At 72.4% G+C, this 26,871-nt stretch carries 26 protein-coding genes; all 26 read right to left on the reverse strand.

Features of this window, described 5'->3' with window-relative positions; all coding sequences use genetic code 11:
• Positions 1-44 precede the first annotated feature (44 nt).
• The 26 genes from lgt to pyrR all read right to left on the reverse strand — a co-directional run bounded on the left by lgt (position 45) and on the right by pyrR (position 26,174).
• On the reverse strand, positions 45-1,031 hold the full coding sequence (gene lgt / locus DSM26151_RS08025; RefSeq protein ID WP_234659061.1) for a prolipoprotein diacylglyceryl transferase: 987 nt from the start codon (positions 1,029-1,031) through the stop codon (positions 45-47).
• A gap of 65 nt (positions 1,032-1,096) precedes the next feature.
• Positions 1,097-1,882 carry a tryptophan synthase subunit alpha gene (gene trpA / locus DSM26151_RS08030; RefSeq protein ID WP_234659062.1) on the reverse strand — a complete coding sequence of 262 codons (786 nt, stop codon included), beginning with the start codon at positions 1,880-1,882 and terminating at the stop codon, positions 1,097-1,099.
• Entirely contained in the window at positions 1,879-3,084 is a 1,206-nt protein-coding gene (trpB, locus tag DSM26151_RS08035; protein ID WP_234659063.1) for a tryptophan synthase subunit beta, read from the reverse strand. The genes trpA and trpB overlap by 4 nt, the downstream gene beginning before the upstream one ends.
• A 1-nt stretch (position 3,085) precedes the next feature.
• Positions 3,086-3,856, reverse strand: a complete 771-nt coding sequence (gene trpC / locus DSM26151_RS08040) for an indole-3-glycerol phosphate synthase TrpC (protein ID WP_234659064.1) — start codon at positions 3,854-3,856, stop codon at positions 3,086-3,088.
• A gap of 3 nt (positions 3,857-3,859) precedes the next feature.
• Entirely contained in the window at positions 3,860-4,090 is a 231-nt protein-coding gene (locus DSM26151_RS08045; RefSeq protein WP_234659065.1) for a DUF6704 family protein, read from the reverse strand.
• A 45-nt stretch (positions 4,091-4,135) separates the two neighbouring features.
• Positions 4,136-4,753, reverse strand: a complete 618-nt coding sequence (locus DSM26151_RS08050) for a Trp biosynthesis-associated membrane protein (RefSeq protein ID WP_234661838.1) — start codon at positions 4,751-4,753, stop codon at positions 4,136-4,138.
• Between the two features lie 2 nt (positions 4,754-4,755).
• Positions 4,756-6,297, reverse strand: coding sequence for an anthranilate synthase component I (locus DSM26151_RS08055; protein ID WP_234659066.1), 1,542 nt, complete (start codon positions 6,295-6,297; stop codon positions 4,756-4,758).
• Complete coding sequence (hisI, locus tag DSM26151_RS08060) at positions 6,294-6,707, reverse strand: phosphoribosyl-AMP cyclohydrolase (protein WP_234659067.1); 414 nt, start codon at positions 6,705-6,707, stop codon at positions 6,294-6,296. Before hisI ends, DSM26151_RS08055 begins: the two co-directional genes overlap by 4 nt.
• On the reverse strand, positions 6,704-7,465 hold the full coding sequence (gene hisF / locus DSM26151_RS08065; RefSeq protein WP_234659068.1) for an imidazole glycerol phosphate synthase subunit HisF: 762 nt from the start codon (positions 7,463-7,465) through the stop codon (positions 6,704-6,706). The genes hisI and hisF overlap by 4 nt, the downstream gene beginning before the upstream one ends.
• Before the next feature lie 11 nt (positions 7,466-7,476).
• A complete protein-coding gene (hisG, locus tag DSM26151_RS08070) occupies positions 7,477-8,316 on the reverse strand; it encodes an ATP phosphoribosyltransferase (protein WP_234661839.1) in 840 nt (279 codons plus the stop codon).
• A 46-nt stretch (positions 8,317-8,362) separates the two neighbouring features.
• On the reverse strand, positions 8,363-8,626 hold the full coding sequence (locus DSM26151_RS08075; protein ID WP_234659069.1) for a phosphoribosyl-ATP diphosphatase: 264 nt from the start codon (positions 8,624-8,626) through the stop codon (positions 8,363-8,365).
• On the reverse strand, positions 8,623-9,318 hold the full coding sequence (gene rpe / locus DSM26151_RS08080) for a ribulose-phosphate 3-epimerase (protein WP_234659070.1): 696 nt from the start codon (positions 9,316-9,318) through the stop codon (positions 8,623-8,625). The genes DSM26151_RS08075 and rpe overlap by 4 nt, the downstream gene beginning before the upstream one ends.
• Positions 9,319-9,347: 29 nt before the next feature.
• Positions 9,348-10,799, reverse strand: coding sequence for an RsmB/NOP family class I SAM-dependent RNA methyltransferase (locus DSM26151_RS08085; protein ID WP_234659071.1), 1,452 nt, complete (start codon positions 10,797-10,799; stop codon positions 9,348-9,350).
• Positions 10,796-11,725 carry a methionyl-tRNA formyltransferase gene (gene fmt / locus DSM26151_RS08090; protein WP_234659072.1) on the reverse strand — a complete coding sequence of 310 codons (930 nt, stop codon included), beginning with the start codon at positions 11,723-11,725 and terminating at the stop codon, positions 10,796-10,798. Before fmt ends, DSM26151_RS08085 begins: the two co-directional genes overlap by 4 nt.
• A gap of 17 nt (positions 11,726-11,742) precedes the next feature.
• Positions 11,743-13,695, reverse strand: a complete 1,953-nt coding sequence (locus tag DSM26151_RS08095; protein ID WP_234659073.1) for a primosomal protein N' family DNA-binding protein — start codon at positions 13,693-13,695, stop codon at positions 11,743-11,745.
• Between the two features lie 20 nt (positions 13,696-13,715).
• Entirely contained in the window at positions 13,716-14,909 is a 1,194-nt protein-coding gene (gene metK, locus DSM26151_RS08100; RefSeq protein WP_234659074.1) for a methionine adenosyltransferase, read from the reverse strand.
• Positions 14,906-16,189 carry a bifunctional phosphopantothenoylcysteine decarboxylase/phosphopantothenate--cysteine ligase CoaBC gene (gene coaBC, locus DSM26151_RS08105; protein WP_407650924.1) on the reverse strand — a complete coding sequence of 428 codons (1,284 nt, stop codon included), beginning with the start codon at positions 16,187-16,189 and terminating at the stop codon, positions 14,906-14,908. The genes metK and coaBC overlap by 4 nt, the downstream gene beginning before the upstream one ends.
• A 13-nt stretch (positions 16,190-16,202) precedes the next feature.
• The gene (gene rpoZ, locus DSM26151_RS08110; RefSeq protein ID WP_234659075.1) at positions 16,203-16,460 is read right to left on the reverse strand and encodes a DNA-directed RNA polymerase subunit omega; all 258 of its coding nucleotides are present in this window, start codon (positions 16,458-16,460) and stop codon (positions 16,203-16,205) included.
• Positions 16,453-17,436 (reverse strand): guanylate kinase, encoded by a 984-nt coding sequence (gene gmk / locus DSM26151_RS08115; RefSeq protein ID WP_234659076.1) that lies wholly within the window; start codon positions 17,434-17,436, stop codon positions 16,453-16,455. The genes rpoZ and gmk overlap by 8 nt, the downstream gene beginning before the upstream one ends.
• The gene (pyrF, locus tag DSM26151_RS08120) at positions 17,429-18,304 is read right to left on the reverse strand and encodes an orotidine-5'-phosphate decarboxylase (protein ID WP_234659077.1); all 876 of its coding nucleotides are present in this window, start codon (positions 18,302-18,304) and stop codon (positions 17,429-17,431) included. Before pyrF ends, gmk begins: the two co-directional genes overlap by 8 nt.
• Entirely contained in the window at positions 18,301-21,594 is a 3,294-nt protein-coding gene (gene carB / locus DSM26151_RS08125; protein ID WP_234659078.1) for a carbamoyl-phosphate synthase large subunit, read from the reverse strand. The genes pyrF and carB overlap by 4 nt, the downstream gene beginning before the upstream one ends.
• Positions 21,594-22,799, reverse strand: coding sequence for a glutamine-hydrolyzing carbamoyl-phosphate synthase small subunit (gene carA, locus DSM26151_RS08130; protein WP_234659079.1), 1,206 nt, complete (start codon positions 22,797-22,799; stop codon positions 21,594-21,596). The genes carB and carA overlap by 1 nt, the downstream gene beginning before the upstream one ends.
• Positions 22,792-23,352, reverse strand: a complete 561-nt coding sequence (locus DSM26151_RS08135) for a PH-like domain-containing protein (protein WP_234659080.1) — start codon at positions 23,350-23,352, stop codon at positions 22,792-22,794. Before DSM26151_RS08135 ends, carA begins: the two co-directional genes overlap by 8 nt.
• On the reverse strand, positions 23,345-24,688 hold the full coding sequence (locus DSM26151_RS08140; protein WP_234659081.1) for a dihydroorotase: 1,344 nt from the start codon (positions 24,686-24,688) through the stop codon (positions 23,345-23,347). Before DSM26151_RS08140 ends, DSM26151_RS08135 begins: the two co-directional genes overlap by 8 nt.
• Positions 24,685-25,638, reverse strand: a complete 954-nt coding sequence (locus DSM26151_RS08145; RefSeq protein ID WP_234659082.1) for an aspartate carbamoyltransferase catalytic subunit — start codon at positions 25,636-25,638, stop codon at positions 24,685-24,687. Before DSM26151_RS08145 ends, DSM26151_RS08140 begins: the two co-directional genes overlap by 4 nt.
• Positions 25,635-26,174 (reverse strand): bifunctional pyr operon transcriptional regulator/uracil phosphoribosyltransferase PyrR, encoded by a 540-nt coding sequence (gene pyrR / locus DSM26151_RS08150; protein WP_234659083.1) that lies wholly within the window; start codon positions 26,172-26,174, stop codon positions 25,635-25,637. The genes DSM26151_RS08145 and pyrR overlap by 4 nt, the downstream gene beginning before the upstream one ends.
• Positions 26,175-26,871: the final 697 nt, after the last annotated feature.

Here is a 26,871-nt window from a genome sequence, read left to right on the forward strand (position 1 = left end):
CGAGGTGCGGCGCAGCGGCGGAGAACTCGGAAGTGGCGTGGCCCCTACTGGGCTGAACGGCTCGAGCTTGTGGCAGCCGGCTCGCCGGGGTCGTTCTCACCCTCGACGCGTTCGTCGAGAGAGTCGGAGTCGGACTCGGTGTGGTCCGAGTCTACCTCAGCATCGGCGGGCGACCATTCACGGCCCGGGCGATACACGCTCGTCTCCTGGCCGGTGTGCCGGCGCGACTGGACGACGATGACGATGATGCCGATCAGGATCGCGAGGAACGAGGCCCAGACGTTGGATCGGATGCCGAGGAACATCTCGCTCGGGTCGACGCGGATGGTCTCGAACACGGCGCGTCCGGCTCCGTACCAGATCAGGTAGACGCCGAACAGCTTGCCCCAACGCAGGCGGAAGGCGCGCTCGAGGGCGAGCAGCACGACGACGCCGAGCAGGTTCCACACGATCTCGTAGAGGAACGTCGGGTGGAAGAGGGTGCCCGGCTCGAGCCCGGCGGGGAACGCCGGGTTGTCGGACTCGATCTCGAGCCCCCAGGGCAGGTCGGTCGGCCAGCCGAAGAGCTCGTGGTTGAACCAGTTGCCGAGACGCCCGATCGCCTGTGCGGCGAGCAGTCCCGGCGCGAGCGCGTCCGCGAACGACCAGAACCGCAGCCCCGTGAGGCGGCAGGCGATGATGACGCCGATCGCACCGCCGATGAGCGAGCCGTAGATGGCGTTGCCGCCCTCCCAGATCGCGAAGACCCGCCACCACTCCTGGCCGGCGAAGTAGTCGTCCGGGTGCGTGACCACGTGGTAGAGCCGAGCGCCGATGATGCCCAGCGGGACCGCCCAGAGCACGACGTCCAGCACGATCCCCGGCTCCGCGCCACGCTTGGTGAGCCGGCGCGAGGTCATGATCGTCGCGACGATGATGCCGACCAGGATGCACAGCGCGTACATCTGGATGTTCAGCGTCAGGCCGAACAGGGGGATCTCGAGCGTACGCCACGCCGGGTCGGGACTCGGGATGCTGAGCGGTGCGATCACGCCGGGCTCTGCCTTTCGTCGATGCTGCGGGACACGCCGTGAGCGGCGGCCTCGTCGAGACTACTTCACACTCGGGCGGTGCCGCGCGCGAGTTGCGCCGCGAGCGCGCCGACGGCGTCGACGCCGCCCTCCGAGAGCGCCTTCACGAGCGCCGAGCCGACGATCGCGCCCTCGGCGTACTCGAGCACCTCGGCCACCTGCTCGGGCGTCGAGATGCCGACGCCGACGCAACCGGCCTCGGCCCCGGCCTCGTGCAGCCGGTCGATGACCGTCCGGGCGGCGCGATCGACGTCGCTGCGCGCACCGGTGATGCCCATCGTCGAGACCGCGTAGACGAAGCCACGGCTGGCCTCGGCGGCCTGCCGCATCCGAGCGTCGGACGAGGTCGGCGCCGCGAGGAACACACGGTCGAGGCCCGTGCGCTCGGATGCCGCGAGCCAGTCGGCAGCCTCGTCGGGGATCAGGTCGGGCGTGATGAGCCCGGCTCCCCCGGCAGCTGCGAGGTCGTCGGCGAATCGGTCGACGCCGTACTGCACGACCGGGTTCCAGTAGGTCATGAGCAGCACCGGGGCATCGACGCGCTCCGTGACGCGTCGGACCGCCTCGAACGCATGCGCGATGCGGAATCCGCCCGCGAGCGCCTGCTGGGTCGCGGCCTGGATGACCGCGCCGTCCATCACGGGGTCGGAATAGGGCAGCCCGAGTTCGAGGACGTCGACGCCGTTCTCCACGAGGGCCACGGCCGCATCGACGCTCTCGTCGAGCGTCGGGAATCCGACCGGCAGGTAGCCGATGAGCGCGCCCGCGGCATCCTGGTTGCGACGACGGATGACGGGACCGACGTTCCTCACTGCTCGCCTCCGTCGTAGAGCCCGAAGTACCGGGCTGCGGTGTCCATGTCCTTGTCGCCGCGGCCCGAGAGGTTCACGAGGATCGTGGCGTCGGATCCGAGTTCGTTGCCCAGCTCGACCGCACCCGCGAGGGCGTGGGCGGACTCGATCGCGGGGATGATCCCCTCAGTGCGCGTGAGCAGGCGCAGGGCCTGCATGGCGGCGTCGTCGGTCACCGGCCGGTACTGCGCGCGGCCGATCGCCGCGAGCCACGAGTGCTCGGGGCCGACGCCCGGGTAGTCGAGCCCGGCCGAGATCGAGTGCGACTCGATCGTCTGGCCGTCCTCGTCCTGGAGCAGGTAGCTGCGCGCGCCGTGCAGCACGCCGGGCCGGCCCTTGGTGATCGTCGCCGCGTGACGGGGCGTGTCGACGCCCTCGCCGCCGGCCTCGAAGCCGAACAGCGCCACGTCGGTGTCGTCGAGGAACGCGTGGAAGATACCGATCGCATTCGACCCGCCGCCGACGCACGCCGCGACCGCGGTCGGGAGCGCCCCGGTGAGTTCGAGGACCTGCTCCCGAGCCTCCTCGCCGATGATCTTCTGGAAGTCGCGCACCATCTCGGGGAACGGGTGCGGACCGGCCACGGTCCCGAAGATGTAGTTGGTCGTCTCGACGTTCGTGACCCAGTCGCGCATCGCGTCGTTGATGGCGTCCTTGAGGGTGCGCGAGCCGGTCTTGACCGCGATGACCTCGGCGCCGAGCAGTCGCATGCGCGCGACGTTCAGCGCCTGCCGCTCGGTGTCGACCTCGCCCATGTAGATCGTGCATTCGAGTCCGAACAGGGCTGCCGCGGTCGCGGTCGCGACCCCGTGCTGACCGGCGCCGGTCTCCGCGATGACGCGGCGCTTGCCGATGCGCCGGGTCAGCAGCGCCTGCCCGAGCACGTTGTTGATCTTGTGCGAGCCGGTGTGGTTCAGGTCCTCCCGCTTGAGCAGGATCCGCGCCCCGCCCGCGTGGGCGCCGAACCTGGGCGCCTCGGTGAGGATCGAGGGCCGCCCGGTGTAGGTGCGCCCGAGCTCGCGCAATTCGTCGCCGAACGCACGATCGAGCTTCGCGAGGTCGTACGCCTCGGAGAGCTCGTCGAGCGCGGCGACGAGCGACTCGGGCACGAACCGCCCGCCGAACTCGCCGAAGTAGGGACCGGTCCGGGCACGAAGCGCCATGTCACACCGCCAGGAATGCAGAGAGATTCGAGATGGGGTCGCCCGTGACGAGCGCCTCTCCCACGAGCACCGCGTCGGCTCCGGCCGAGCGGTAGTGAGCGACATCCGCCGCTGAGAGCACGGCCGACTCGGCGACCCTGATCGCGCCCTCGGGGAAGCGATCGGCGATCCGGCCGAACAGGTCGCGGTCGAGTTCGAACGTCGTGAGGTCGCGCGCGTTCACGCCGATGAGCTTCGCGCCGAGCTGCGCGGCGCGGTCGAGCTCGTCGGCCGAGTGCGTCTCGACGAGTGCCGTCATGCCGAGTTCGGTGATGAGCCCGTGCAGTTCGGCGAGCGTGGCGTCGTCGAGCGCCGCGACGATGAGGAGCACGAGATCCGCGCCGGCCGCGCGCGCCTCGAAGACCTGGTAGGCGCTCGCGATGAAGTCCTTGCGGAGCACCGGCACCGAGACCGCCTGGCGCACGGACTCGAGGTCCTCGAGCGATCCGCCGAACTTCCGGCCCTCGGTCAGCACGCTGATCGCGCTCGCACCGCCGAGTTCGTAGGTGCGCGCGAGCGCCGCCGGGTCCGAGATCGCCGCGAGCGATCCGCGCGACGGGCTCGACCGCTTGATCTCGGCGATGACCTTGATCCGGTCCGCGGGCGCGAGCGCGCGCAGCGCGTCGAGCGCGGCGGGGCGAGCGAGCGCGGCGGCCTCGACGTCGGCCATCGAGCGGACGGCTCGACGTGCCTCGGCGTCGGCGACGGCGTTCGCGGTGAGCTCAGCCAGCACGCGTCAGTGCGCCTTGGGCGCGACCTTGTCGCCGTCCACGCCGTAGCCCGCCTTCGCGAGGGCCCAACCGACGAGGAGGCCGACCACGAGCAGCCCGGCCGAGCCCCACACCAGCCACTGCACGTCGAAGAAGAACGCGACGGTGCCGATGGCGACCGCGATGAGCATGATCACCACGGCCGTCCATGCCGCGGGCGAGTGTCCGTGGCCGGGGTCAACGTGCTCAGTGCTCATGGTGCTCCTTCTGTGCGGGGTCGGGGAAGAGTCTAGCGGGTGGGATCAGGCCGGGTCGTGCGTCGGGTCGTCGCCGCGACTGAGGTCGTCCCAGTCGTCCACGGCACGGTCCGACACGCCCGCCGCGCCGCCCCGACCGTCGGCCGCGAGCCGGACGCCGCCGTGGCGGCGGGAGGCGGGCCACGAGCGCGCGGTGACCAGGGCCCAGACGGCGGCGAGCACCACGATCGCGCCGCCCGCCACGGCCACGGCCGGCCACGCGCTCGCATTCGCCTGCGCGACGAGCTCCGCCGTGGGGTCGCCGCCGGCGACCCCGGTCGCCTCGGCGACCGATGCCGAGACCGCAGCGATCGGATCGGCGATCGCGACTGACGCCGCGAGCACGATGCATCCGCCGAGGACCGCCCCGAGCAGTCCCAGGACCACCCGGATCAACGGTCCGGCGATCGTCAGTGCGCCGCCGAGCGCGAGGCCCGCGAGCGCGAGCGCCGACAGGGCGGGCGCCGCGACCTGGCCGGTCACCGACAGGCTGGTGCCGGCCGCGCTCGTCGCGCCGGATGCGAGCACCACCTCGAACCACGGCTGGCTCCAGGCGAGCAGTGCGAGGCCCGAACCCAGCAGGATGCCGACGATCGAGGCGAGCTTCACGCGCCCGGCCCGCATGCTCACGCCGACCCCACGCGGCGCATCGCGTTGGCGACCGCGACGGCGCGCAGCGGCGCGGCCGCCTTGTTCACCGACTCCTGGAACTCCGACTCCGGGTCGGAGTCCGCGACGAGCCCGCCGCCGGCCTGCACGCGTGCGATCCCGCCGACGATGGTCGCGGTGCGGATCGCGATGGCGAGGTCGGCGTCGCCGCCGAATCCGAAGTAGCCGACCACTCCCCCGTACACGCCACGCTGGGCCGGCTCGAGTTCGTCGATGATCTCGAGGGCGCGCGGCTTCGGCGCGCCCGAGAGCGTGCCGGCCGGGAAGGTGGCCCGGAACACGTCGACCGCGTTCGCCCCCGCCGCGAGGTCGCCCTCGACGGATGACACGAGGTGCATGATGTGGCTGAACCGTTCGACGCGCATGAACTCGGTCACCTCGACGCTGCCGGCCGTGCAGACCTTCGCGAGGTCGTTGCGGGCGAGGTCGACGAGCATCAGGTGCTCGGCCTGCTCCTTCGGATCGGCGACGAGCTCCGCCTCGAGGTCGGCGTCGTCCTCGGGCGTCTCGCCGCGCGGCTTCGAACCGGCGATCGGGTGCGTGTACACGCGACCGTCCTCGACCTTGACGAGCGCCTCCGGCGAGGAGCCGACGATCCAGTACGGTTCGCCGGCGAGGTCCTCGAGGTGCAGCAGGTACATGTACGGGCTCGGGTTGAGGCTGCGGAGCACCCGGTACACGTCGATCGGGTGGGCCGTGGCATCCTGCTCGAACCGCTGCGAGACCACGACCTGGAAGATGTCGCCCTCGCGGATGTACGCCTTCGACCGCTCGACCGCCGCGAGGAAGTCGGCCTTCTCGGTGCGGTGGCGCGGCTCCGGCGCGCGCGCGAGGTCGATCTCGGCGAGGTGCGCCTCGGCCGGTCCGGCGAGGGCGGCCTGCAGGCGGTCCAGACGCGACTGCGCGTCGGCCCAGAGCTCCTCGGCGGGCTCGCCGAGGTCGTTCAGCACGGATGCCACGAGCTGCACGGTGCCCGTGCGGTGATCGATCACGACGAGCTCGGACACGAAGGCGAACGCCTGCCCGGGCACGTCGAAGTCCGCCGGCGGCCGGTTCGGCAGGCGTTCGATCTGCCGGATCGCCTCCCAGCCGATGAACCCGACCAGGCCGCCGGTCAGCGGCGGTGCGCCGGGCACGTCCTCGGTCGCCCACCGGCGGTACATCGCCTCGAGCGCCGCGAGCGGCGCGAGGCCCTCCGAGGCGTCGCCGAGTGCGCGCTCGCGCGGCATGCCGTAGTCGAGCCACTCGACCCGGCCGTCGCGGTCGGTGAGGACGCCGTAGGATCCTGCGCCGACGAACGAGTAGCGCGACCAGATCCCGCCCTGCTCGGCGGATTCGAGCAGGAACGTGCCGGGCCGACCGCCCGCGAGCTTGCGGTAGATGCCCACGGGCGTCTCGCCGTCGGCGAAGAGCTCGCGGACGACGGGGACCACGCGGCGGTCGGCGAGCAGGTCGCCGAACTCGTCGAACCGGGTCGTCGCGCCTCGGGCTGCCGTCATCGTGCTCCTCCGTCCGGGGCGTCTGCGTTCGTCGACCCGTCCTCGGGCTCGCCGGCCACGACGTCGAGCGGGTCGCCGTCGAAGCAGGTCCGGGTGCCGGTGTGGCAGGCGACGCCGACCTGCTCGACGCGCACCAGCAGGGTGTCGGCGTCGCAGTCGAGCGCCGCGGAACGGACGTACTGCGCGTGCCCCGAGGTGTCGCCCTTGCGCCAGTACTCCTGCCGAGAACGCGACCAGAACGTCACGCGTCCCTCGGTGAGGGTCCGGCGCATCGCCTCCCGGTCCATCCAGCCGAGCATGAGCACGTCGCCCGTGTCCCACTGCTGGATGACCGCCGGCAGCAACCCGTTCGCGTCGAACCGGGCGCGTGCGAGCGCGCCCTCGGTCCGTTCGTGGCCGTTCCCCGTCATCGGACGGTCCTCCCGTCGGAGGCGAGCGCCTGCTTGACCTCGCCGATGGTCAGTTCGCCGTTGTGGAAGACGGATGCCGCGAGCACGGCGTCCGCACCGGCTGCGACGGCGGGCGCGAAGTGATCGAGCGCGCCCGCTCCGCCGGACGCGACGACCGGCACGCTCGAGAGTTCGTGCATGAGCGCGACCAGCTCGAGGTCGAACCCGGCCTTGGTGCCGTCGGCGTCGATGGAGTTGACGAGCAGTTCGCCGGCGCCAAGTTCGATGGCCCGGCGCGCCCATGCGAGCGCGTCGAGGTCGGTCTCGGTGCGGCCGCCGTGGGTCGTGACGACGAAGCCGGACTCGGTGCGACCGGACCGCTTGACGTCGAGCGAGAGCACGCACACCTGAGCGCCGAACCGGTCCGCGATCTCGCCGATGAGCGCGGGCCGGGCGATCGCCGCGCTGTTCACGCCGATCTTGTCGGCGCCGTGCCCGAGCAGGCGTGCGACGTCGTCGGTCGAGCGGATGCCGCCCCCGACGGTCAGCGGGATGAAGACCTGTTCGGCGACCCGACGCACCATGTCGTAGGTGGTGGACCGGTCGTCGACGGTGGCCGTGACGTCGAGGAAGGTCAGTTCGTCGGCGCCCTGCGCCGCGTAGCGCCCGGCGAGTTCGACGGGGTCGCCGGCGTCGCGCAGGTTCAGGAAGTTGACGCCCTTGACGACGCGGCCTGCTGCGACGTCGAGGCACGGGATGACGCGGACCGCGAGGGACATGCGCGTTCCCCTCAGAGCCGCGCGGCGTGGATCGCGCTGACCAGGATCGCGCGTGCGCCGAGCGCGTAGAGCTCGTCCATGACGTGGTTCATGTCGGTGCGGCGGATCATGACCCGCACGGCCGCCCAGTCCTTGTCGTGCAGCGGTGACACGGTCGGGGACTCGAACCCGGGCGCCGCGGCGGTCGCCGCCTCGAGCGCGCTCACGGGCACGTCGTAGTCGAGCATGACGTACTGGCGCGCGACGAGGACCCCGCTCAGGCGGCGCACGAGCGTCGCGGTACCGGTTCGCTCGTTGCCCGAGCCGATCAGGACTGCCTCGGACTCGAGGATGACGGGCCCGAAGATCTCGAGCCCGGCGGTGCGCAGCGTCGAGCCCGTCGAGACGACGTCGGCGACCGCGTCGGCGACGCCCAGCCGCACCGCGGATTCGACGGCGCCGTCGAGCTTGACGAGCTTCGCGGTGACGCCGTGGCCCGCGAGGAAGTCGCCCACGAGGCCGGGGTAGCTCGTCGCGACGCGCACGCCCTCGAGGTCGGCGAGGTCGCCGTGCTCGCCGGGCGGACCGGCGAAGCGGAACGTCGAGCCGCCGAATCCGAGGGGTGCGATCTCGCCCGCGTCGCTGCCGGAGTCGAGCAGCAGGTCGCGCCCGGTGATGCCGACGTCGAGCGCGCCCGAGCCGACGTAGGTCGCGATGTCGCGGGGGCGGAGGTAGAAGAACTCGACCCCGTTGCGGGGGTCGGCGACGACGAGCTCGCGCGAGTCGCGACGGCCGGTGTACCCGGCCTCGAAGAGCATCTGCGCGGCGGTCTCGGAGAGCGAGCCCTTGTTGGGCACGGCGATTCGGAGCATTCCCTGGCTTTCGTGTCGACGGAACTGATCTGCGGTCATGGCGCGATCAGAGATGTCGGTACACGTCGGCCGGTGCGAGGCCCTTCGCGAGCATCAGCACCTGCAGGTGGTAGAGCAGCTGCGAGATCTCCTCGGCGGTCGCCTCTTCGCTCTGGTACTCGGCGGCCATCCAGACCTCGGCGGCCTCCTCGACGATCTTCTTCCCGATGGCGTGCACGCCCGCGTCGAGCTGCCGGACCGTGCCGCTGCCCTCGGGGCGGGTGCGGGCTTTGTCCTCGAGCTCGACGAAGAGTTCGTCGAAGGTCTTCACGCGTCCAGACTACCGGTGCCGCCGACGTGGCCATGCCGGTGTGACAGCACCGCGGCCCGGAGCTCCTCGATGCGATCCGCGGGGTCGCCGCCGTTGTACACGGCCGACCCGGCGACGAACGTGTCGGCGCCCGCCTCGGCGGCGATGCCGATCGTTTCGGCGGTGATCCCGCCGTCGACCTGCAACCACACGTCCAGTCCGGCGGCCTCGACGGCATCGGCCACCCGACGCAGCTTCGGCATCGTCTCGTGGATGAAGCTCTGCCCGCCGAAGCCGGGCTCGACCGTCATGATGAGGACCTGGTCGAACTCGGGCAGCAGGTCGAGGTAGGGCGTGGCATCCGTTCCCGGCTTCAGCGCGATGCCCGCGCGCGCGCCGATCTCGCGGAGCCGGCGCGCCAACGCGACCGGCTCGTTCGCAGCCTCGGCGTGGAAGGTGACCGAGGCCGCCCCGGCCTCGGCGTAGCCGGGCGCCCAGCGGTCGGGGTCGTCGATCATGAGGTGCACGTCGAGCGGGATCGGGGACACCTGCTGCAGACGCTGCACCATCGGCAGGCCGAAGGTGAGGTTCGGGACGAAGTGGTTGTCCATGATGTCGACGTGCACGAGGTCGGCCGTGCCGATGCGTGCGAGCTCGCGCTCGAGGTTCGCGAAATCGGCCGAGAGGATGCTCGGGTTGATGCGGGTCGCCATGCGGCCAACCCTATCGGCGGCGCGCGGGCTCACCCCTTGCGGACGAGCGCGATGAACATCGCATCCGTGCCGTGACGGTGCGGCCAGAGCTGCACCGTCCGGTCGTCGCCGGCGAGATCGAGCGGATGCCGCGCCACGCGCTGCACGACCGATGCGGTGTCGAGCACCTCGGCGGCGTCGCCCCAGCGTTCGAGCGCCCGGCCGAGGACCGCGTGCGTCTCGGCGGTGTGCGGCGAACAGGTGACGTAGGCGAGCACGCCTCCCGGGGCGAGCGCCGCGAACGCGGCGTCCGCCAGTTCGCCCTGCAGGCGGGCGAGTTCGGCGACGTCCGACGGAGACTTGCGCCAGCGCGACTCGGGGCGACGGCGGAGCGCGCCGAGCCCGGTGCACGGGGCGTCGAGCAGGATCCGGTCGAATCCGCCCTCGGCGTCCATCGCCGCGGGATCGAGGTCGCGGCCGTCGCCGACGTGGACGGGGACCTCCATCGGCACCGGGGCCACCGCGCGTCGGACCAGGTCGGCGCGTGCGGGCACCGCCTCGTTCGCCACGAGCTGCGCACCGCCCTCGAGCGCCTCGGCGGCGAGCAGGGCGGTCTTGCCTCCGGGACCCGAGCACAGATCGAGCCACCGCTCACCCGGCCGGACCGGAAGCACCCGGCTGAGCGCGAGCGCCGCCAGTTGCGAGCCCTCGTCCTGGACGCGCACCCGGCCGTCCATGCGGCCGACGAGCCCGATCGGGTCCTCGGCGGTGAACCCGGTCGGCGAGTACGCGTCGGCATCGCCCAGCGTTCCGGGATCGGGCGCGAGGGACGGCAGTGCGACCAGGTTGACCCGCGGCGAGGCGTTGTCCGCCTCGAGCAGGGCGGCCAGCTCGTCGCCGCGGCCCTCGCGCTCGAGCGCCGAGCGCAGCGCTCGGACGATCCAGACCGGGTGGGCGTGCACGAGCGCGAGCGCCTCGTCGGGCGACCCGGCGCCGGCGGCGATCTCGTCGAGCCAGTCCGCGAGCTCGCGGCGCGACACCGCCCGGAGCACCGCGTTGACGAACCCCGCCGCCGCGGGTGCGACGCGTCGCGCGAGCGCGACCTGTTCGTTGACGGCCGCATGCGTCGGGACGCGCGTGCCGAGCAGTTGGTGGGCTCCCAGACGCAGGACGTCGAGCACGGGCGGGTCGATCGCCTCGACCGGGCGCCCCGACGCTCGCGCGATGATCGCGTCGTACCGGCCGAGCAGTCGAAGCGTGCCGTAGGCGAGCTCGGTCGCGAGCCCGGCGTCGGCCGGCGAGAGGCGCGCCCGTTCGATGCGCGCAGGAAGCAGCAGGTTCGCGTACGCGTCGGACTCGCGCACCGCGGTCAGCACGTCGTACGCGACGGTGCGCGCGGCCGACACGCGGTCCTGCCGGGCGCGGGTCTCGGCCCCTCCTCGACGCGCACCGCCGGGCCGACGGGCGTCGCGCCGGTGGGGGCCGTTGCGCTCGCCGCTCATCGCGCCTCCGCCCGGTCCACGCCGAGGCCCCGCCACCAGTCGGCGGCGCCCATGGCGGTGCGGCCCGAGGGCTGCACCCGCCGAAGCTCCATCGCGCCGTCGGCCGTGCCCGCGAACACGCGCCGGCGATCCATGCGCAGCTCGCCCGGTTCGAGCGTCGGCGCCCCCGGGTCGGCCGGCACCGCGGCGAGGACCTTCAGCCGGACGCCGTCGACCTCGGTGTGCGCGCCCGGCTCGGGCGTCACGCCGCGCAGGCGCGCGTCGACCTCGGCGGTGGTCCGGCTCCAGTCGAGGCGCCCGTCCTCGATCCCGAGCTTGGGCGCGAAGCTCGGCTCGCCGAGCTGGGGGGTCGCCGTCGCGGTGCCCGACGCGATCGCATCGACGACGCCGAGCACGAGGTCCGCCTCGCTCGCGGCCAGGGAGTCGAGCGCCGCGCCGGCGGTCTCGCCCGGCGCGACGGGCCGCGACCGCAGGGCGTACACGTCGCCGGCGTCGAGTTCCGGCACCAGCCGGAACACGCTCGCACCCAGCTCGGCATCGCCCGCGATGAGCGCACGCTGCACCGGCGCCGCGCCTCGCCACGCGGGCAGGGCCGAGAAGTGCAGGTTGATCCAGCCGTGCTCCGGCAGCGAGAGCAACGGCTCGCGCACGAGACCGCCGTACGCCACGACCACCCCGAGGTCCGGCCGGAGGGCCGAGATCCGCGCGGTCGCGTCGGCATCGAGCCGCGCAGCCTCGACCACCGGGATGCCGAGTCGCTCCGCCGCGTCCGCGACCGGCGACGGGGTGAGCACGCGCTTGCGCCCCATCGGCGCGGGCGGTCGCGTGACCGCGGCGACGACCTCGTGGCCGGAAGCCGCGAGGGCGTCGAGGGTGGGCACGGCGACGGCGGGGGTTCCCGCGAACACGATCCGGAGTTGGGGCACGCTCCATTCTCCCAAGGTCACGGCAGTTCCGGGTCGTCCATGCGCACGCGCACGACCGCGCGCCCGGCCCGACGCCCGCCGACCGGCCGCCGGCGTTCCGTCGCGGCGCGGATCGCCTCGGCCTTCAGCCGCTGCGCGACCTCGGCCCCGACCGAATAGCCGAACCTGACGACCGCGCGGTCGAGACCCTCCCCCGCCGGGGTCGGTCCGAGCACGTCGACGCCCGGCGCCTCCCGGATGCGCTCGAGCGCGGCCCCGAGCCGCTCCGGGGTCGACACCACCGAGGCCATCCGCACCGCAGGAGGGAAGCGCAGCGCGCGACGCGTCTCGAGTTCCTCAGCCGCCCAGTCCGCCTGCCGCCAGGTGGCGAGCGCACCCCCGACCGCGCCGCCCACGCCGACGAGGAACACCGGGGCTCCCGGCGCGGCGAGGGCCGCGGCGTTCGACCACCACCGCAGGCAGTCCTCGGCGACGCGCAGGCTCTCGCGCAGCAGCATCCGCTCGCCGTCGAGCAACAGCACCGCACGGTACCCGCCGTCGGCGACCGGCTCCGCACCTCGCGTCGCGACGACGAGCCCGGACTCCGGGCCGACCCGCTGGATCGGCCGCTCGCCGTCGGACACGACGACCCGCGTGCGCGGGAACGCCCGGCCGAGCTCCTCGGCCGTGCGGCTCGCCCCGACGACCGCGGCGCGCATGGCCGTCGCCTCGCAGACCGGACACCGCCACCCGGCCGCCGACGTGCCGCACAGTGCGCACGATGCCGGCCCTCCGCTCCGCGGCACCACCAGCGCACCGCCGCACGCCGCGCAGCGCGCCGGCTCCCGGCATCGATCGCAGACGAGCATCGGGGTGTGACCCGGGCGTGCCACCTGCACGAGCACCGGGCCCGCGGACACCGCCTCCTGGGCCTCGCGCCACGCCGCCGACGGGATGCGGGCGCCGCCGCTGTCGGGCGCGGCCTGCTGCTCGGTGAGCACGACCCGCGGTCGCGACCCGCGCCGCAGCGGCACCTCGTGCACCCAGCCCAGCCCGACCAGGCGCTGGACCTCGACGCTGCGGCTGTGCCCGAGGAACACCATCGCGGCACCCGACTGCTCCTGGCGGATGAGCGCCGCGTCGCGGCTGTGGACGCCCGGCGCCAGGGGCTCGGCGTGCGAACCGTCGCCGTCGTCGACGACCACGATGAGGCCCAGGCGCGCAGCCGGCGCGTAGACCGTCGAACGACTGCCGATCACGATGCGGGCATGGTCGCCCATCGCCTCGAGGAAGGCCCGGAATCGTGCCGGACCGGTCTGCCTCGCGTCGGTGCGGAGGATCCGGCGGGCGTCGACGACCTCGGCCAGGGCGGCCTCGAGCTGCTCCTGGTCGCGGTAGTCGGGCACGGCGACGATGCTCGACCGGTCGTGCGCGAGCGCGTGCGCGGCCGCCTGCGCGACCGTGCGCGCCCAGGCGCCGACCCACGTGCCCGAACCGAGCTGCACCGGTCGCGCGTCGGCGGCGAGCACCATCCGCTCGCCCGCCGCGATGCCGCGTTCGACGCGCCCGGGCTCGTACCCCTCGACCGCGGGCGCCGCGGCGGGCAGCGGACCGGGATCGGCCTCGGCGTTCCGCCACGCCTGCTCGGCCCGGACGTAGCGTGACGGGATCGCCAGGCGAAGGATGTCGCTCGCATTGCCCGCCGCGCGATCGGCCGCGGCCCGCGCGAGCCGCCACACGTCGGGCGCGAGCACCGGCACGTCGGAGACCACGTCGACGACGTCGCTGAGATCGCCCCGGAACTCCGACCGTTCGACGCGCTCGATCACCCAGCCGGTCGCGATCCGCCCGCCCGCACGCAGCGGCACGCGAACCCGCACACCGGGCGCGGCGGCTGCGTCGAGCGCCTCCGGCACCCGGTAGTCGAAGTGCTGGTCGAGTTGCGGCAGCGGTGAATCGACGAGGATCCGCGCGACGGGCAGCCCGCTCACCTCAGCGCCCGCACGCCACGTCAGAGCCCGGCGGCCGCGCGGAGGTCGTCGACGCGGTCGAGCCGCTCCCAGGTGAAGTCGGGCTCCTCACGGCCGAAGTGCCCGTAGGCGGCCGTCTTGGCGTAGATCGGGCGCAGCAGGTCGAGGTCGCGGATGATCGCGGCCGGACGCAGGTCGAACACCTCGCGGATCGCCTCGGTGATGCGCTCCTCCGGCAGGTGACCGGTGCCGAACGTCTCGACGTACAGGCCCACCGGCGCCGCCGCGCCGATCGCGTACGCGACCTGCAGCTCGAGCCGGTCGGCCAGCCCCGCTGCGACGGCGTTCTTCGCGACCCAGCGCATGGCGTACGCCGCCGAGCGGTCGACCTTCGAGGGGTCCTTGCCGCTGAACGCGCCACCGCCGTGGCGGCTCGCGCCGCCGTAGGTGTCGATGATGACCTTCCGGCCCGTGAGGCCGGCATCGCCCTGCGGGCCGCCGATCTCGAACCGGCCGGTGGGGTTGATGAGCACGTTCAGCTCGGGCCGGACGAGCTCGACCCGATCGAGCACGGGGCGGATCACGAGTTCCTCGACCTCGGCGCGCAGCTGCTCGGTCGAGACGCTCGGCGCATGCTGCGTCGAGAGCACGACCGTCTCGATCGTGCGGGCGGTCTGGCCCTCGTAGCCCACGGTGACCTGCGTCTTGCCGTCGGGACGGAGGTAGTCGAGCTCGCCCGTCTTGCGCACCTCGGTGAGTCGTTCGGCGAGCCGGTGCGCGACCCAGATCGGCACGGGCATGAGCTCGGGCGTCTCGCGGACCGCGTAGCCGAACATGATGCCCTGGTCGCCGGCGCCCTGCCGGTCGAGCTCGTCGTGGCTCGAGCCCTCGCGGGTCTCGAACGCGTCGTCGACGCCCTGCGCGATGTCGGGCGACTGCCCGCCGATCGAGACCGAGACGCCGCACGACCGGCCGTCGAACCACACGTCGGACGAGTCGTAGCCGATCGAGGTGATGCGCTCGCGCACGATCGCCGGGATCTCGACGTACGCCTCGGTCGAGACCTCGCCTGCGACGTGGACGAGCCCCGTCGTCACGAGCGTCTCGACGGCGACCCGCGATCGCGGGTCCTCCGCGAGCAGCGCGTCGAGGATCGAATCGGAGATCTGGTCGCAGATCTTGTCGGGGTGCCCCTCGGTGACGGACTCGGAGGTGAACTGGCGCAGTGCGCTCATGCGGTTGGCGTGTCCTTCGTGGTGGGTCCGGTACCGGGCGCGAGCCGCTCGGCGATGAGATCGAGGATGACACGGGCCACCGACGTCTTCGCACCGGCGGCCTCGGCCGCGACCCGATCGTGCGCGTCGATGACCGTGACCGTGTTGTCGTCGGCCGTGAACCCGTGGCTCCAGCCGACGCGGTTGACGACGAGCAGGTCGGCGCCCTTCGCGCGGCGCTTGGCCCGTCCGAGCTCGAGCAGCCGCTCCGGGTCGGACTCGGTCTCCGCCGCGAAGCCCACGAGCAGGGTGCCGTCGTGCTCCGAGGCACCGAGCTCGGCGAGGATGTCGGGGTTGCGCACGAGGTCGATCGACATCCGCTCCTGGCCGTCGACCTTCTTGATCTTCGCGTCGCTCACGTCGGCGGGGCGGAAGTCGGCGACCGCCGCGGCCATCACGACCGCGTCGGCCTGCTCGGCCGCCGCGAGCACGGCGGCCCGCAGTTCGAGGGCCGTCGAGACCCGCTCGACGCGGCATCCGCCCGGTGCGTCGACCTCGAGGTTCGCGGCGATGAGCGTGACCTCGGCCCCGCGCGCGGCTGCGGCCTCGGCGATCGCGACGCCCTGCTTTCCGCTGGAGCGGTTGCCGAGGAAGCGGACCGGGTCGAGCGGCTCGCGCGTACCGCCGGCGGTCACGACGATGCGCACCCCGTCGAGATCCGAAGCGGATGCCGCGGCGCGCGCCTCAGGCGCACCGACGTCGAGCCCGTGGCGGGCCGCGACCTCGAGCGCGGCGCGCACGATGACCTCGGGCTCCTCGAGTCGTCCGGGCCCGGAATCGGAACCCGTCAACTGACCGACCGCGGGCCCGACGACCGTCACCCCGCGCTCGCGGAGCGTCGCGATGTTCGCCTGCGTGGCCGGGTGGCGCCACATCTCGGTGTGCATGGCCGGGGCGACGACGACGGGCGCCTCGCTCGCGAGGAGCGTGTTGCCGAGCAGGTCGTCAGCGAGCCCGGTGGCGAGCTTCGCGATCGAGTTCGCGGTGGCCGGTGCGATGACGATGAGATCCGCGGCCTGGCCGATCGCCACGTGGCGGACCTCAGCGACGCCCTCGAACAGGTCGACGTGAACCGGGTTGCGCGAGATCGCCTCGAGGGTCGGGCGCCCGACGAACCGCAGGGCCGACTCGGTGGGCACGACGTGCACGTCGTGCCCGGCGAGCACGAGGGATCGCACCACCGACACGGCCTTGTACGCCGCGATGCCGCCGGTGATGCCGACGACGATGTTCAGCGGCATCCGCGCCTGCCGGCTACTCGCCGATCGGGCGGAGGCGCAGCTTGTCCTCGTTGATCTCGTGGAGCGCGACCGAGAGCGGCTTGTCGTCGATCGACGAGTCGACGAGCGGTCCGACGTTGTCGAACAGGCTGCCCTCGTGGAGGTCTGCGTAGTAGTCGTTGATCTGGCGCGCGCGCTTGGACGCGAAGATGACCAACTGGTACTTCGAGTCGACCTTCGACAGCAGGTCGTCGATGGGCGGGTCGATGATGCCGGACTGCTTCTCAGCCATGGGACTCCTTCGGGACGGGCGCACCCTCGGTGCGCGGAAGATCGTGGCGCGGGGCAGGCTGACGCCGACCCCGTCGCGGCCGCATCAAGTCTACGACCTTTTGCGCAGCGTCGCGGACCTCGTGGTTCACGACCTGGTGATCGAACTCGTCCACCGCGGCCAACTCGACCTTCGCGGTCTCGAGCCGGCGCTGCTGCTCAGCGGGACTCTCGGTGCCGCGGCCGACGAGGCGCCGCACGAGTTCCTCCCAGGTCGGCGGCAGCAGGAAGACCAGCGTCGCCTCGGGCATCGCACGGCGCACCGAGCGCGCGCCCTGGATGTCGATCTCGAGCAGCACGCCGTTGCCCGCGGCGATCGCCTCCTCGACGGGTCCACGCGGCGTCCCGTAGCGATGGGCGTTGTGCACGGTCGCCCACTCGAGCAACTGGCCGCCCTCGACCATCCGGTCGAACTCCTCGTCGGAGACGAAGTAGTAGTGCTCGCCGTCGACCTCGCCGGGGCGCGGGGCGCGGGTCGTCGCCGAGACCGAGAGCTTCACGTCGGGGTGGTGCTCGCGGATGTAGCCCGCGACCGTGCCCTTGCCGACGGCCGTCGGCCCGGCGAGGACCACGAGCCGATCCCCCACCCCGCCGTGGTCTGCGATCCACTCGGCCGTGAACTCGCGCAGCCGACGGCGTTGCAGCCGGCCGAGTCCGCCCAGCCGCTTCGATGCCGCGATCTGCAGGTCGGCCATGATCCGCGAGCACTTGGTCTGCCCGATCGCGGGGATCGAGGTCAGGAACTCCGTGACGCGCAGGCGCCCCTCGACGCCCTCGGGCTCGTCGTACGCGACCCGGAGCACGTCGAGCGGGCTGCGCAGGCCGGTCGCCACCTCGTGCTTGACCGCCGCGCGGGCACGCCGGGCGGCGACGGCCGCGCGCGACGCGGCGACGCGGTCGACCTCGGGCGGGGCGGATGCCGCGGAGCGATCAGACATCGAGCGCTCCCACCTCGTCGGCCCGCCGCGCGATCGCGTCGGCGATGCCGTCGGGACCGGCGGCGAGCAGACCCCGGCTGTCGGTCAGGATCGCGCCCGGAGCCAGCGACCCGAGCCTGGCCGGGACGTCGCGGAGCTCACCGCCCTGGAAGCCGATCCCGGGCACCAGCACGGGCACGCGCGGACGCGAATCGGAGGAGACGTCGATGCCGAACTCCTCGGGCACGATCGTCGCGCCGAGCACCACGCCCACCGAGCCGAACGCGCGCTCGTCGGCGCCGTCGCGTCCCCGGTTCCACGCGTCGACACCCGACACGATCGCGCCGGCGACCGAGGCGCCCTCGCGGCTCGAGCCCTGCAGCACCGCCTGCTGGATGGCCGCCGCCTCGGGGTTCGACGTCGCCGCGACGACGAACAGGCCCGCACCCGCGGACTCCGCCTGGCGCATGACGCCCTCGATCGAGCCGAGCCCCTGGTAGGCGTAGATCGTCATCGCGTCGGCCGCGAGCGGCGAGGACGGCGAGAGCCACGCCTGGCCGTACGCCTCGACCGTCGAGCCGATGTCGCCTCGCTTGACGTCGGCGATCACGAGCAGCCCGGCCTCGCGCGCGAGTCCCAGCACGCGCTCGAGCGCGGCATACCCGGCCGAACCGTGGCGTTCGAAGAACGACACCTGGGGCTTGACGATCCCGACCCGGCCGGCCGCGGCATCCACGACCCGCAGGCCGAACTCGCGCACGCCCGCGCCCGAGTCGGGAAGGCGCCACTCGTCGAGCAGCCACGCATGCGGGTCGATGCCCACGCACAGCCGCCCGCGGGCGGCGAACGCCGCCTCGAGCCGGTCGCCGAACGCGGTGACGGTCGTCACGCGACCACCTCTCCGGCACGGCGACGGGCGTACTCCTGCAGGCTCGTCACCTCGAAGCCGCCGTCGTTCACGTCGAGCGACGCGACCGCGGCCGACAGCTCGGCGATCGTCGTGAACAGCGGGATGTCGGCCGCGACCGCCGCGGCCCGGATCTCGTAGCCGTCGGCGCGCGCCGAACGGCCGCTCGGCGTGTTCACGACGACGTCGATCTCGCCGCGGTGGATGAGCTCGACGACCGAGGTCGCGTCCTCGCCCTCCTTCTCGCTGAACTTCAGCACGACGTCGGCCGCGATGCCGTTGCGCCGCAGCACCTCGGCCGTGCCCTCGGTCGCCACGAGGTCGTAGCCGAGCTGCTGCATGCGGAGCACCGGGAGGATGATCGCGCGCTTGTCGCGGTCGGAGACCGACACGAACACGCGGCCCGAGAGCGGCATGCCGCCGTACGCGGCGAGCTGGCTCTTGGCGAAGGCGCGCGGGAAGTCGCGATCGATGCCCATGACCTCGCCGGTCGAGCGCATCTCCGGGCCGAGCACGGAGTCGACCATGATGCCCTCGCGCGTGCGGAAGCGGTGGAACGGCAGCACGGCCTCCTTGACGGCGACCGGCGCGTCGAGCGGCACCTTCGAGCCGTCGACCTCGGGCAGCATCCCCTCGGCGACGAGGTCGCGGATCGCGTCGCCGACCATGATGCGCGACGCGGCCTTGGCGAGCGGGATGCCGAGCGCCTTCGACACGAACGGCACCGTGCGGCTCGCGCGCGGGTTGGCCTCGAGCACGTAGAGCACGCCCGCGCCGATCGCGAACTGCACGTTCAGCAGGCCCTTCACGCCGACGCCCTCGGCGATCGCGCGCGTGGCCTCGCGCACCCGATCGACCTCGGCACGACCGAGCGTGACCGGCGGGAGCGTGCAGCTCGAGTCGCCGGAGTGGATGCCGGCCTCCTCGATGTGCTCCATGACGCCGCCGACGTAGAGCTCGGTGCCGTCGTAGAGTGCGTCGACGTCGATCTCGATCGCGTCGTCGAGGAAGCGGTCGACGAGCAGCGGATGGGTCGGACCGACGATGCCCTGGTCGGCGATGCGCGCGAAGTAGTCGACGAGCGACGGCGTGTCGTACACGATCTCCATGCCGCGGCCGCCGAGCACGAAGCTGGGGCGCACGAGCACCGGGTAGCCGATCTCCTCGGCGATCTGGACGGCGCCCGCGAGCTCGGTCGCGGTGCCGTTGCGCGGAGCGAGCAGCCCAGCGGCGTCGAGGATGGCCGCGAACCGGCCGCGCTCCTCGGCGAGGTCGATCGCCTCGGGCGTGGTGCCGAGGATCGGCACCCCCGCGGCCTCGAGGCCCTTCGCGAGCCCGAGCGCGGTCTGGCCGCCGAGCTGCACCACGACGCCGACGAGTTCGCCCGACTGCGACTCGGCGTGGATCACCTCGAGCACGTCCTCGAGCGTGAGCGGCTCGAAGTAGAGCCGGTCGCTCGTGTCGTAGTCGGTCGAGACCGTCTCGGGGTTGCAGTTGATCATGATCGTCTCGTAGCCGGCGTCCGACAGCGCGAACGACGCGTGCACGCACGAGTAGTCGAACTCGACGCCCTGGCCGATGCGGTTCGGGCCCGAGCCGAGGATGACGACCTTGCGGCGGTCGCTCGGCGCGACCTCGGTCTCGAAGTCGTAGCTCGAGTAGTGGTAGGGCGTGAGTGCGGGGAACTCGCCGGCGCACGTGTCGACCGTCTTGAAGACCGGGCGGATGCCGAGGATGTGCCGGACCTCACGCGCGTCGGCTTCGCCGAAGCCGCGCAGCTGGCCGATCTGCGCGTCGGAGAACCCGTGGTCCTTCGCGAGGAGGATCGTGTCGGTGTCGAGCGCCTCGGCACCCGCGATCCGCTCGGCGACCTCGTTGATCAGGACGATCTGGTCGAGGAACCACGGGTCGATCTTCGTCGCCTCGAAGGCCTGCTCGATCGTCGCGCCCTTCCGGAGCGCCTGCTGGACGAGCACGATACGGCCGTCGGTGGGCACGGAGGCCGCCTCGAGCAGGTCGTCGACCGTGCGCGCCTCGTCGCCCCAGTGGAAGCTCGATCCGCGCTTCTCGAGCGAACGCAGCGCCTTCTGCAGCGCGGTCGAGAAGTTGCGGCCGATGGCCATGGCCTCGCCGACCGACTTCATGGTGGTCGTCAGCGTCGGGTCGGCGGCCGGGAACTTCTCGAACGCGAACCGCGGGACCTTGACCACGACGTAGTCGAGGGTCGGCTCGAAGCTCGCGGGCGTCACCTTGGTGATGTCGTTCGGGATCTCGTCGAGGCGGTAGCCGATGGCGAGCTTCGCGGCGATCTTCGCGATCGGGAAGCCCGTGGCCTTCGACGCGAGCGCCGACGAGCGAGAGACGCGCGGGTTCATCTCGATGACGATGATGCGGCCGTCCGCCGGGTCGACGGCGAACTGGATGTTGCAGCCGCCCGTGTCCACGCCCACGGCGCGGATGATGTCGATGCCGATGTCGCGGAGCTTCTGGTACTCGCGGTCGGTGAGCGTCAGCGCGGGCGCGACCGTGATCGAGTCGCCCGTGTGCACGCCGACCGGGTCGACGTTCTCGATCGAGCAGACCACGACGGTGTTGTCGTGCGTGTCGCGCATGAGCTCGAGCTCGTACTCCTTCCAGCCGAGGATGGACTCCTCGAGGAGCACCTCGGTGGTCGGCGAATCGTGCAGGCCCTGGGTCACGATGCGGACCAGGTCCTCCTCGGTGTAGGCGAAACCCGAACCGAGTCCGCCCATGGTGAAGGACGGGCGGACCACGAGCGGGTAGCCGAGGTCGAGGGCGAACTCCTTGGCCTGCTCGAGGGTCGTCGCGACATGCGAGCGCGCGACATCCGCCCCGGCCTCGATGACGAGGTCCTTGAAGAGCTGACGGTCCTCGCCCTTTCGGATCGCATCGACCTTCGCCCCGATGAGCTCGACGCCGTGCTTGTCGAGGATCCCCGCGTCGTGCAGGGCGATGGCCGCGTTCAGCGCGGTCTGGCCGCCGAGCGTCGGCAGCACGGCATCCGGCTTCTCCTTGACGATGATCGACTCGATCACCTCGGGGGTGATCGGCTCGACGTAGGTCGCGTCGGCGAAGTCGGGGTCGGTCATGATCGTCGCCGGGTTGGGGTTCACGAGGATGACCCGGACGCCCTCCGCCCGGAGGACCCGGCACGCCTGGGTGCCGGAGTAGTCGAACTCGGCGGCCTGTCCGATGACGATCGGGCCCGACCCGATGACCAGGACGCTGTTGATGTCGTCGCGCTTGGGCATTACTCGCCGGCCTCCTGGGTGCGGTCGTTCTGCTTCGCGGCGATGACCATGTCGCGGAAGCGGTCGAAGAGGTAGTTCGCGTCGTGCGGGCCGGCCGCCGATTCGGGGTGGTACTGCACGGAGAACGCGGGGATGTCGAGGCAGTTCAGGCCCTCGACGACGTCGTCGTTGAGTCCGACGTGGCTGACCTCGACGCGGCCGAAGCCCACGCTGGACTCGCTGATCGCGTCGGTCGGAGCCGCGACCGCGAAACCGTGGTTGTGCGCCGTGATCTCGACGCGGCCGGTCGCGCGGTCGAGCACCGGCTGGTTGATGCCGCGGTGGCCGAACGGAAGCTTGTAGGTGTCGAAGCCGAGCGCTCGACCGAGCAGCTGGTTGCCGAAGCAGATGCCGAAGTACGGCACGCCGGCGCGCAGCGCCGAGCGGAGCAGTTCGACATGGCGGTCGGAGGCGCTCGGGTCGCCGGGCCCGTTGGAGAAGAACAGGGCGTCGGGCTCGAGTGCGAGCACGTCCTCGGCCGTCACGGTCTGCGGGAGCACGTGCACGTCGAACCCCCGGTCGGCGAGGTAGCCCAGCGTCGACGTCTTCACGCCGAGGTCGAGCACCGCGACCGAGCCGACGCGCTCGGCGGTCGCCGGGAGCGTGTACGGCTCGGCGGTCGAGACCGCACCCGAGAGGTTCCGGCCGGCCATCTGCTCGCCCTCGCGCACGAGGTCGAGCTGTTCGCCGGGCGAGAGGAACGCGTCCTCGCCGGAGAACACCCCCGACCGCATCGCACCTGAGGAGCGGATGCGCCGCGTCACCGCGCGCGTGTCGATGCCGCTGATGCCCACGATGCCTGCGGCCGCGAGGTCGTCGTCGAGGCTGCGCTGCGAACGGAAGTTCGACACGACCCTCGAGGGGTCGCGCACGACGAAGCCCGCGACCCAGATCCGCGCGGACTCCATGTCGTCGTCGTTCATGCCGGTGTTGCCGATGTGCGGCGCGGTCATGAGCACGATCTGGCCCGCGTAGGACGGGTCGGTCAGGGTCTCCTGGTATCCGGTCATGCCGGTGGCGAAGACGGCTTCGCCGAGCGTGCGCCCGCGGGCGCCGTAGGCGCGCCCCTCGTACCGCGTGCCGTCCTCGAGGACGAGCACGGCTCGATCGAGGTCGATGGTCGCCACTGCGGCCTGCTCATCGACCGTGTTCGGGGTCTCAGTCATCCGAGGCCTCGCTTCCTGCTTCTGCGTTCGGGTGCGGCGCCTCGGGCGCCGCGGCGATCTCGTTCAGGGCGGTGATGAGCCGGGCGGAATCGCCCGGGTATCGGCACCGCAGGTAGCTGTCGACGCGGGTCGGGGTCTCGGGCTCCGACCGGTCGTCGACGTTCCAGGTGAGGGCGACGAGGCCCTCGGGCTCGACCCCGCGATCGATCGCGTAGGTCGCCGTCCCGGCTCCCACGATCTCCTCAGCGGGGATGTAGCTCGACCGCTCCCCCGCGATGCGCAGGAGCACGCCGGATGCGTGCACCTCGACGCGGGCGGCGCCGCGGAAGGCGAGCCCCTCGACCGCGAGCCGCTCGAGCGGCTCGCCCTCGGGGGTCGTCGCCACGTAGAGGGTCTCGACCTCGAGCACCGCGGGCGCGAGGACCGACGGCGCCGGGTAGGCGGCCAGCGTCTCGTCTCGGACGGTGCGCCGACGCCACGAGCGCAGCATGAGCCAGATCGCCCCGCCGACGAGCGCGACGGCGACGACGATCCCGATCCACCGGTTATCCACGGGCGACCTCCTCGGTACGAGCGGATGCCGCCGCCACCTCGTCCGCGGGCCGGACCGCGCCGTCGAGCACGGTGGGCACGCCCCGGTGGAACGTCGCGACGACTCGGCCGGGCAGCGTGCGGCCGAGGTAGGGCGAGTTCACACTGCGGCCCGCGAGCCGCTCGACGCCGAACGCCGACGAGGCGGCCGGGTCGACGAGCGTCAGCTCGGCCGCCGAGCCCGCCGCGACGGGCTCGCCGTGGCCGGCGATGCGACCGATGCGCGCGGGCGTCGTCGAGAGCACCCGCGCGATGCCGGCCCAGTCCATCCGGCCGGGGTCGACCATCGTCTGCTGGACGACGGAGAGCGCCGACTCGAGGCCGACCATGCCGTTCGCCGCGGCATCCCACTCGCCCTCCTTCGCCTCGACGGGGTGCGGCGCATGGTCGGTCGCGACGATGTCGATGGTGCCGTCGGCGAGCGCGTCGCGCAGCGCGCGGACGTCCTCCTCGCGGCGCAGCGGCGGGTTGACCTTGAACCGGGGGTCGTAGCCCGAGATGAGGTCCTCGGTGAGCAGCAGGTGGTGCGGCGTGACCTCGGCGGTCACGTCGATGCCGCGCGCCTTGGCCCAGCGGATGACCTCGACCGAGCCGGCGGTCGAGACGTGGCACACGTGCAGCCGCGATCCGACGTGCTCGGCCAGGAGCACGTCGCGCGCGATGATCGACTCCTCGGCCACCGCGGGCCACCCGGCCAGGCCGAGCTCGCCCGACAGCGCGCCCTCGTTCATCTGCGCGCCCTGCGTGAGCCGCGGCTCCTGGGCGTGCTGGGCGATGACGCCGTCGAACGCCTTCACGTACTCGAGCGCACGGCGCATGAGCAGCGGGTCGTGGACGCAGAACCCGTCGTCGCTGAAGACGCGCACGCGAGCGCGGGACGCCGCCATCGCACCGAGCTCGGCGAGTCGCTCGCCCGCGAGGCCGACGGTCACGGCGCCGATCGGCTGCACGGTCGCGTAGCCCGCGGCCTCGCCGAGCGCGAGTTCCTGCTCGACCACCCCGGCGGTGTCGGCCACGGGGAACGTGTTCGCCATCGCGAAGACCGCCGTGAACCCGCCGGCCGCTGCGGCCTGCGTGCCCGTGAGCACCGTCTCGCTCTGCTCGTAGCCGGGCTCGCGCAGGTGGGTGTGCAGGTCGACCAGGCCGGGCAGGGCGACGAGCCCGTCGGCGTCGATCACGGTCGCGCCCGAGGCATCCGCCGCAGCGCCGACCTCGGCGATGCGCCCGTCGGCGAGGAGGATGTCGGCGCGCTCGCCCGAGGGCAGGGTCGCACCTCGGATCAGGTGGCGATCGCTCATCGGGCCTCACCCCGCTCGCCGGACAGCAACAGGTAGAGGGCGGCCATTCTCACAGATACTCCGTTCGCAACCTGCTCGCGCACCGTGGACTGCGGGGAGTCGGCGGCGCGAGCGGCGATCTCGAGCCCGCGATTCATGGGGCCCGGATGCATCACCATCGTACTTGCGGGCAGCTGGGCGAACCTCGCGTCGTCCAGCCCCCAGGTGCGCGCGTACTCCCGACTGTTCGGGAAGAACGCGCCGTGCATGCGCTCCGCCTGGATGCGGAGCATCATGACCACGTCCGGTGCGCCCGCGAGCGCACGGTCGAGGTCGTACTCGAGGTTCGCCGGCCAGCCGGTCACGTCGACCGGGACCAGCGTCGGCGGCGCGACGAGGGTCACCTCGGCGCCGAGCGTCTCGAGCAGCCAGACGTTCGAGCGGGCGACGCGCGAGTGCAGGATGTCGCCGACGATGACGACCGAGACTCCGTCGAGGTCGCGCCCGCGGGATGCGGTGCCGTGCAGGCGGCGCCGCATCGTGAACGCATCCAGCAGCGCCTGCGTGGGGTGCTCGTGCGTGCCGTCGCCGGCGTTGAGGACGCCGGCGTCGATCCATCCGCTCGTCGCGAGCGTGAAGGGCGCGCCCGATGCGTGATGGCGGATGACGACGCCGTCGGCGCCCATCGCGTGGAGGGTCTGCGCGGTGTCCTTCAGGCTCTCGCCCTTCGAGACGCTCGACCCCTTGGCGCTGAAGTTGATGACGTCGGCCGAGAGCCGCTTCGCGGCGGCCTCGAACGAGATGCGCGTGCGCGTCGAGTCCTCGAAGAAGAGGTTGACCACGGTCTTGCCGCGCAGCGTCGGCAGCTTCTTGACCTCGCGGTCCTGGACGGCCGCCATGTCCTCGGCCACGTCGAGCAGGCCGATGGCGTCCTCGCGCGAGAGGTCGCGGGTGCTGAGCAGGTGAATCACGCGTCGCCGCCCTCGATCGTGACGGCGTCTTCGCCGTCGGTCTCGACGAGTCGCACGTTGATGCGCTCGCGCGTCGAGCTGGGCAGGTTCTTGCCGACGTAGTCGGCCCGGATCGGGAACTCGCGGTGGCCGCGGTCGACGAGCACCGCGAGGCGCACGGCCCGAGCACGGCCGAGGTCGGCGAGGGCATCGAACGCGGCGCGGATGGTGCGGCCCGAGTAGAGCACGTCGTCGACGAGCACCACGACGCGGCCGTCGACGACGTCGCCCGGCACCTCGGTCGGGTGGGTCGCGCGCACCGGGTTCCGGCCCAGGTCGTCGCGGTACATGGTCACGTCGAGCGCGCCGGCGGGCACGTCGGTGCCGGCGATCCGGGAGACGGTCCGGGCGAGTCGTTCGGCCAGCGCCACGCCGCGCGTGGGGATGCCGAGGAGGATGAGGTCGTCGGCGCCGCGATTGGCTTCGAGGATCTCGTGTGCGATGCGGGTCAGCGCCCGCTCGAGGTCAGCTTGCTGCAGCACTGTGCGCACAGCCATGCGGACTCCCTTCTCCGCCTCACGGGACGGGCTTCAAGGATGTCGGTCGATCGATCCTACCAGCCGCTCTCGTGGGCACGCGGCACCATCGGGCTGCATGCGTTGCCGAGCCCGGCGGATGCCGCGGGCGGCACGTTGCCGCGGCATCCGCTCGTACGGGTGGGTGGGTCCGTGCTCCTGCCGACGCCGCAGCGCTCGTCAGCGCCATCAGGGGCCGACCGCCTGGCGAATCGATCTGGGACGACGACTCGGTGAACGCGTGACGGCGCCACCTGTCAGGTACGGCGAGCGTAGTGTTCGCGCATGGCGGGGTAGTACTGCTCGAGGGTTCGCCTTCCCAGCGCCCGATCCATCGCTCGAGTCGTTCGGATTCGGTCATCGCGGCCCAGACCGCGTCGATCGGAGCTCGGAAGCGGCGCACGAGGCGAACTTCCGGGCCGAGCGGACCCTGCGTGGTGGACCCGGTGGGCGTCGGCGACGTCTGCTCGGTCATGCGATCTCCTGTCCTCGGTGCGGTTGTGCTGCCGTGTCGCGGGTGGTTCGCCGAACCTCGAGGTCGAGAGCGGCGAACGCCTCGCTGGGAATCGGGGGCTGCTCGAGCACGTCGAGGAACCGCCTCACCGCTTAGTTGCGCTTTGTGAAGCCCGCGTGACCCTACCGAGTGATACCGTCCGCGCCTGGTGATACCGGTGCATCG

The organism is Agromyces marinus, from assembly GCF_021442325.1.
In the GTDB taxonomy this organism is placed as follows: domain Bacteria; phylum Actinomycetota; class Actinomycetes; order Actinomycetales; family Microbacteriaceae; genus Agromyces; species Agromyces marinus.